The sequence below is a fragment of the Pseudoduganella namucuonensis genome (genome assembly GCF_900116645.1).
Classification (GTDB): domain Bacteria; phylum Pseudomonadota; class Gammaproteobacteria; order Burkholderiales; family Burkholderiaceae_D; genus Rugamonas; species Rugamonas namucuonensis.
In genome coordinates this window covers 1-4,949 of sequence record NZ_FPBO01000087.1, presented here as the reverse complement: position 1 = coordinate 4,949, position 4,949 = coordinate 1, and the positions used below count along the sequence as shown (strand labels likewise).

The following is a 4,949-nucleotide window of genomic DNA, read 5'->3' as shown; positions in this document are numbered from 1 at the left end:
CAAAGGCCAGCTCCATCAATATTTGCGGCCAGTGATCGACAAGGACGTGTTACTGGTCAGTGATTCCAACGCTGCTTATCGCTACTTCGCTAGCGAAGCTCAGATTACTCACGAAGTGATCAACCTGAAGGCGAAACAGCGAGTAAGGGGCGCAATCCACGTACAAAACGTCAATGCTTATCACAGTCGCTGTCGCCAATGGTTGGCGCGATTTCATGGCGTCGCAACGCACTACCTCCCCAACTACCTGGGATGGCGGTGGGCACTGGATGCTCAGCGCATCAATACACCAACGACACTACTGAAAGCAGCGGTCGGCGTATTTCCACACCTAGCCGCGACATAGCCTTTTTTTTAGCCCTCGGCGGCCGCCAGCGCCTCCGCCAGCGGCAGCGGCCGTCCGAACCACGCGCGCGCCGCGCTCTGCACCAGGATGGTCTCCCGCTCGTCGACGTGGCCGTCCGCGTAGACGATGTCGATCATCGTCCTCAGCAAGTTCATTCGAAGATCCCCGGCGCCGATCTCGGCCAGCATCGCCTCCACCTGTTCCGGACCGATCTCGATAAAACTCCCGTTGCGGTTGTCGGCCGACAGCAGCAAGTCTTCGCACAGCTCCCGCATCGTGGCGTCGAAGGTGTCCGCGTCGACCCCCACGCGGGCCAGGAAAGGCGCCTGGTACATCGCCCGCACCTCGGCGGGGGCCACGTGGCCGTCGACCACCATCGTCAGCGCCAGGATGCGGCTAAGGGCTTCGGGACTGTCATCGTCATAAACTTTCATCATCTGCTCCGTGTGTTTTGAGATGCATCAACTGTAAGAGCGCACGATACGAAAGTAAAATCGATTAAACTTTAAAAATCAGTAAGTTTTATTGAGGTTTCCGTGTTGAACTACAAGCACTTGCACTACTTCCACGCGGTCGCCACGCACGGCACGGTGGCCCAGGCCGCCGAGCGCCTGCACGTGACGGCGCAAGCGATCAGCATGCAGCTGCAACTGCTGGAAGAGCAGTTGGGCGAACCGCTGCTGCGGAAAAAGGGCAGGGGGCTGGAACTGACGAAGGCGGGCAAGACCGTGTATCGCTACGCCGAGCAGATCTTCAGCCTGGGCAACGAGCTCGAGCAGGCGGTGCGGCGCGGCATGTTCTCGGAGACGGAAACGCTGCGTGTCGGCATCTCCGACATGATCCCCAAGGTGATGGCCTTCCGGCTGCTGCAGCCGGCGAGGGAGGCCGGCCTGGCCATGCGGCTGATCTGCCGCGAAGGGCGCTTCGACGACCTGATGCTGGACCTGACGGCGCACAAGATCGACCTCGTCATCTCCGACAAAGGCCTGCCGACGGGCGGCGCGATACGCGGCTACACCCAGCTGCTCGGGTCCAGCACGCTGACCGTGTTCGGCCATCCCGAGCTATGCCGCGCCTGGCCGGGCGGCTTTCCCGGGCGGCTGAAGAACGTCCCCTTCCTGCTGCCCGGTCCCGACGCCACGATACAGAGCCAGCTGCACAGTTGGCTGGAAGAGCACAACCTCAAGCCCATCATCGTTGGCGAATTCGACGACGACGCGCTCCTCAAATCCTTTGCGCGGGCCGGGACCGGCTTCATCGTCGCCCCCACGGTGCTAGGCGAAGCGGTGCGGAGCGAATACGGACTCGAAGCGGTGGGCACGATAGACGCCATTGTTGAACATTTCTACGCCATCTCGGTCGAACGCAAAGAGCGGCACCCGGCGGTGCGGCGGATACTGGAGCAAGCAGGAGCGCTGTTCCAAAAGGAGGGAGAAGAAGGGAGAGTAGAATAATGAAAAAAAGTAGTGGGCAACCTTGACCAATTCCGGCGGGGCCATTACTATAGCGCTCGTCTGATGTGACGCGGAAATGCAAAGCGGAAGACATAGTTGAGAGATCGACTAGGAGACGTGGCCGAGTGGCCGAAGGCACATCCCTGCTAAGGATGCATACGGCTTATACCTGTATCGTGGGTTCGAATCCCACCGTCTCCGCCAGAACAACGAAAAAAGCCTCCCCTGCGGGAGGCTTTTTTCGTTGTTCTGGACGGAACGGTGGGATTCGAAGACGGAGCCCCCCTAAAGGGGGGCGGAGGCTCTCCGAATCGCCCAATTGCTGCCGCTGCGCGGCAGCCCCGCGCGCCGAGGGCGCGCGACGCATGCGTCATCTATCCCTGAGAGTACCCGACCGAGCGGAGACGGTGGGATTCTGTAGCGAGGCGCGCGTTTTGGCACTCTTTCGCGGTGGTTTTGGCACCACGTAGGTCAGCAGTTAGGCTAGATTTTTTCGCTATGTGGAATTAGCTGCTAAAAAAAGCCGCAATTCTGCGGCTTTTTGTCACCATTTCCCGGCAGAGCTCCGCTGAATCCTGGCGTGTTCAACCACGGCGCGCGCGGATCAACGGTTTTCCGCGAACCGGCAATCATGTGAGGAGGGAGGTCATCATGAAACGCATGGACTGGAATCCACCGGAGGGAGGGGAGGGCGGACGCGCCGTATGACGCGTTGTGCGCTCCGCTGCTGGTGTGGCTTGAGGAGTTGAGGCCGGGCAGGCGGCTTCGGGCGCGGGACGGTACGCCGTTCATTCGCACCAACCGTACCTGCATCTGCTTCTGCAATTTGAAGGATGGTTCCTTGTGTTCGGCCAGGGACATTTGCCGCGACTATGGCGGCGTGGCTTTGGACGAGATTAAGGGGGAGTGGAGCGAAAAGAACATGCACCGGGCCGCGCGCGAACAGCCGGCGGCCGGCTTGCTGGCCGACATAGCCGCGCACCGGTACGAGATCACCTGGCGCGCTCCGGGCTTGGAGAACGAGGCGAACGGCAAGCTGATTGCGCTCACCAGGGCAGAGTGAGTCCCCAGGCGCGGGCGGTGAACGAACGCGACGGCGGGACCGGGCGCCGGATTTTCAGGGAGCCGCGCATGCCCGCCATGTCGCGCAGGAGCCGGATCAAGTCGTCCGCTGTTTCCGCCGCCAGCAAGTCAGTGCCGTTGCGCAGAATTAAGCCGAAGCGCCGCTGCGCCTGCTCCGCGCAGTCGCGGTAAGAGACGAACGGCAGGAAATACCGGTCGATCATGACCATGTCGACCTGCACTTCGCCTGGCCCCTCCAGCAAGCGATAGAACATGCTCTCGTTGATCGTGAGCAGCGCTTTTTGTGATGATTCAGCCATTTTTTGCCCTTCTCAATATGCGGCGCTTGACGCGCTCATTCCGCAGCGGCGGGGCGCTGCCGCCGCGCCACCGGCACCCCCAGCAAAGCGCGGATTTCGTCTATGCTCATTTCGGTCGCGTCGTGAATCTGGATGATCATCCAGGCCGCCACGGGCATCCTGCGGTGCCTGACCTTGCTCAAGATGGGCGGGCTGACGCCAAGCGAGCGTGATAAAGCGGCGTCGTTTTTCAGGGATAGTTGCGCCAGCACTTCATCGAGCAGCCGGTTGGGATTGTAGTCGGGGTCGCTGAGCAGCGATGGTGGGGTCCGCATGATTGCTCCTGATGATGTGAAAAAGGTTGTGGCATGCGGGTGTCCCCGCCCTAAGCTTACTCGCCGTCAACCCACGAGGTGAACCATCCGGCGTGCAGGTCTTGCTCGAAATCATCGAGCCAGCTGGAAAAACCGTTCAGGCGGTAGCGGCGCCAGACGCCGCGCTCCACCAGGGTGATTAGGATAGTGCGTGACAACGGAGGCGCGCCAGATGACTCGCAGGGAGGGTCGGCGCTGACCCGGAATTGCTCGGGCCGGTATCCATTTCGGCGGCATCGGGAAGCAAACATGATGGATTCATGTTCCGAGCATCCTGCATCCAAAGCATAGTTTCCCATGGTGTCCTCACGGTGAACTGCTTGTTATGGTTGTGCCGTTATGCAATGGCCTATTGCCAATTTAGACCAACCTGACTATCCTGTCAAACAGGACTTAACGAACAGGATGAAAGCCGATGAGCATGCCAGACGTTTTAACCACAGGCGAGGCGGCGCGGATCTGTGGGGTCAATTTCCGGACGGTATCGCGCTGGATAGAGCGCGGTCTGCTGCCCGCCTATAAATTGCCGGGGCGGGGCGACAAACGCGTGTTGGGTGAGGACTTGCGCCGGTTCATGCTGGAAAACAATATCCCGGACAGGTCCATCCCCGCCGCCTTGCCGCGCCGCATATTGATCGCCGACGATGAGCCGGCGATGGCCCGCGCCATCGCGCGCGTACTGCACATGGCCGGGTTCGAGACGGCGATCGCGTCCAATGGCTTCGAGGCCGGGGCATTGCTGCCGACTTTCAAGCCGGGCGTCATGACCCTGGATTTGCGCATGCCAGGCACCGACGGCATGGCCGTGCTGCGTTTCATGCAGACGGCGGAGCTGGCGGTACCAACCAGGATCCTGGTCGTCTCGGCCGATACGGAGCAGCGCTTGCAGGAAGCCTTGGCGCTGGGCGCCTACGGGGTGCTGCGCAAACCATTCAGCAATGAAGCGCTTCTGGCGGCGGTGCAACAGTTGTATGCGGCCTGAGACTGGAGCGGGCCATATGTAATGACCCAGCAGACTCTGCTCAGGTTACGCGGCTAACGCGTGCACTGCTCCTTCAAGGTACGGATGACACGCTCGACCATGCCGTTATCGTCTGTCAGCAACTGCTTGCCATGGCGACGACTGCACGCCCATAACAGTTGAAATCACCCACCCATTTCACCCCCAACGGGGACTACGAATCCATGTGCTCACTCGCCGGAAAAACTGGGGAGAGGACCGCGTGATGTTCTACAACGCCGATGGCCAGATGATGTCCATGCTGTCCTCATGGACGAACATTGATCGGGCCGATGCATACACGCAGGGCGATACGGGTGGTTCCTGGTTTCGTACCGACGACCTGCGCAACCTTCGTGCGCTGGTGGATGAGCTGACGATCCAGATTACGCATGGCGTCAAGTAAATTTTGCC

Annotated in this window: 9 protein-coding genes and 1 tRNA gene; 6 read left to right on the top strand and 4 right to left on the bottom strand. The window is 60.5% G+C overall.

The annotated features are described in order from the left end of the window. The coding region (locus tag BM436_RS35665; protein WP_143133522.1) for an IS1595 family transposase at window positions 1–346 on the top strand (346 nt) is incomplete at its 5' end. Window positions 347–354: 8 nt separating this feature from the next. Here the strand turns inward: BM436_RS35665 and BM436_RS35660 are convergent. Continuing rightward, entirely contained in the window at window positions 355–783 is a 429-nt protein-coding gene (locus BM436_RS35660; RefSeq protein WP_093561654.1) for a tellurite resistance TerB family protein, read from the bottom strand. Between the two features lie 99 nt (window positions 784–882). Here BM436_RS35660 and BM436_RS35655 point away from each other — a divergent pair, with 99 nt between their 5' ends. The 3 genes from BM436_RS35655 to BM436_RS37460 all read left to right on the top strand — a co-directional run bounded on the left by BM436_RS35655 (window position 883) and on the right by BM436_RS37460 (window position 2,863). Next, window positions 883–1,800 (top strand): LysR family transcriptional regulator, encoded by a 918-nt coding sequence (locus BM436_RS35655; RefSeq protein WP_093561653.1) that lies wholly within the window; start codon window positions 883–885, stop codon window positions 1,798–1,800. A gap of 111 nt (window positions 1,801–1,911) precedes the next feature. Further along, window positions 1,912–2,004: transfer RNA gene (locus BM436_RS35650), tRNA-Ser, on the top strand. 682 nt (window positions 2,005–2,686) lie between these two features. Further along, window positions 2,687–2,863, top strand: coding sequence for a hypothetical protein (locus tag BM436_RS37460; RefSeq protein WP_177307849.1), 177 nt, complete (start codon window positions 2,687–2,689; stop codon window positions 2,861–2,863). Here BM436_RS37460 and BM436_RS35640 read toward each other — a convergent pair. The 3 genes from BM436_RS35640 to BM436_RS37455 are packed head-to-tail and all read right to left on the bottom strand — an operon-like array spanning window position 2,847 to window position 3,693. Then, entirely contained in the window at window positions 2,847–3,182 is a 336-nt protein-coding gene (locus BM436_RS35640; RefSeq protein ID WP_093561651.1) for a hypothetical protein, read from the bottom strand. The two genes, BM436_RS37460 and BM436_RS35640, sit on opposite strands and share 17 nt — an antisense overlap. Window positions 3,183–3,217: 35 nt before the next feature. Beyond that, window positions 3,218–3,496 (bottom strand): hypothetical protein, encoded by a 279-nt coding sequence (locus BM436_RS35635; protein ID WP_093561650.1) that lies wholly within the window; start codon window positions 3,494–3,496, stop codon window positions 3,218–3,220. 56 nt (window positions 3,497–3,552) lie between these two features. Continuing rightward, complete coding sequence (locus tag BM436_RS37455; RefSeq protein WP_177307847.1) at window positions 3,553–3,693, bottom strand: hypothetical protein; 141 nt, start codon at window positions 3,691–3,693, stop codon at window positions 3,553–3,555. A 257-nt stretch (window positions 3,694–3,950) separates the two neighbouring features. Here BM436_RS37455 and BM436_RS35630 point away from each other — a divergent pair, with 257 nt between their 5' ends. Continuing rightward, window positions 3,951–4,517, top strand: a complete 567-nt coding sequence (locus BM436_RS35630; protein WP_218165006.1) for a response regulator — start codon at window positions 3,951–3,953, stop codon at window positions 4,515–4,517. Window positions 4,518–4,629: 112 nt separating this feature from the next. After that, window positions 4,630–4,941, top strand: coding sequence for a DUF5372 family protein (locus BM436_RS35625; RefSeq protein WP_307667136.1), 312 nt, complete (start codon window positions 4,630–4,632; stop codon window positions 4,939–4,941). The last annotated feature ends 8 nt before the right edge of the window (window positions 4,942–4,949 follow it).

Bases quoted from the DNA above. Each gene is read 5' to 3' on its own strand.
- BM436_RS35640 (WP_093561651.1), bottom strand. From the start codon at position 3,182: ATGGCTGAATCATCACAAAAAGCGCTGCTCACGATCAACGAGAGCATG.
- BM436_RS35635 (WP_093561650.1), bottom strand. From the start codon at position 3,496: ATGCGGACCCCACCATCGCTGCTCAGCGACCCCGACTACAATCCCAAC.
- BM436_RS35660 (WP_093561654.1), bottom strand. From the start codon at position 783: ATGATGAAAGTTTATGACGATGACAGTCCCGAAGCCCTTAGCCGCATC.
- BM436_RS35630 (WP_218165006.1), top strand. From the start codon at position 3,951: ATGAGCATGCCAGACGTTTTAACCACAGGCGAGGCGGCGCGGATCTGT.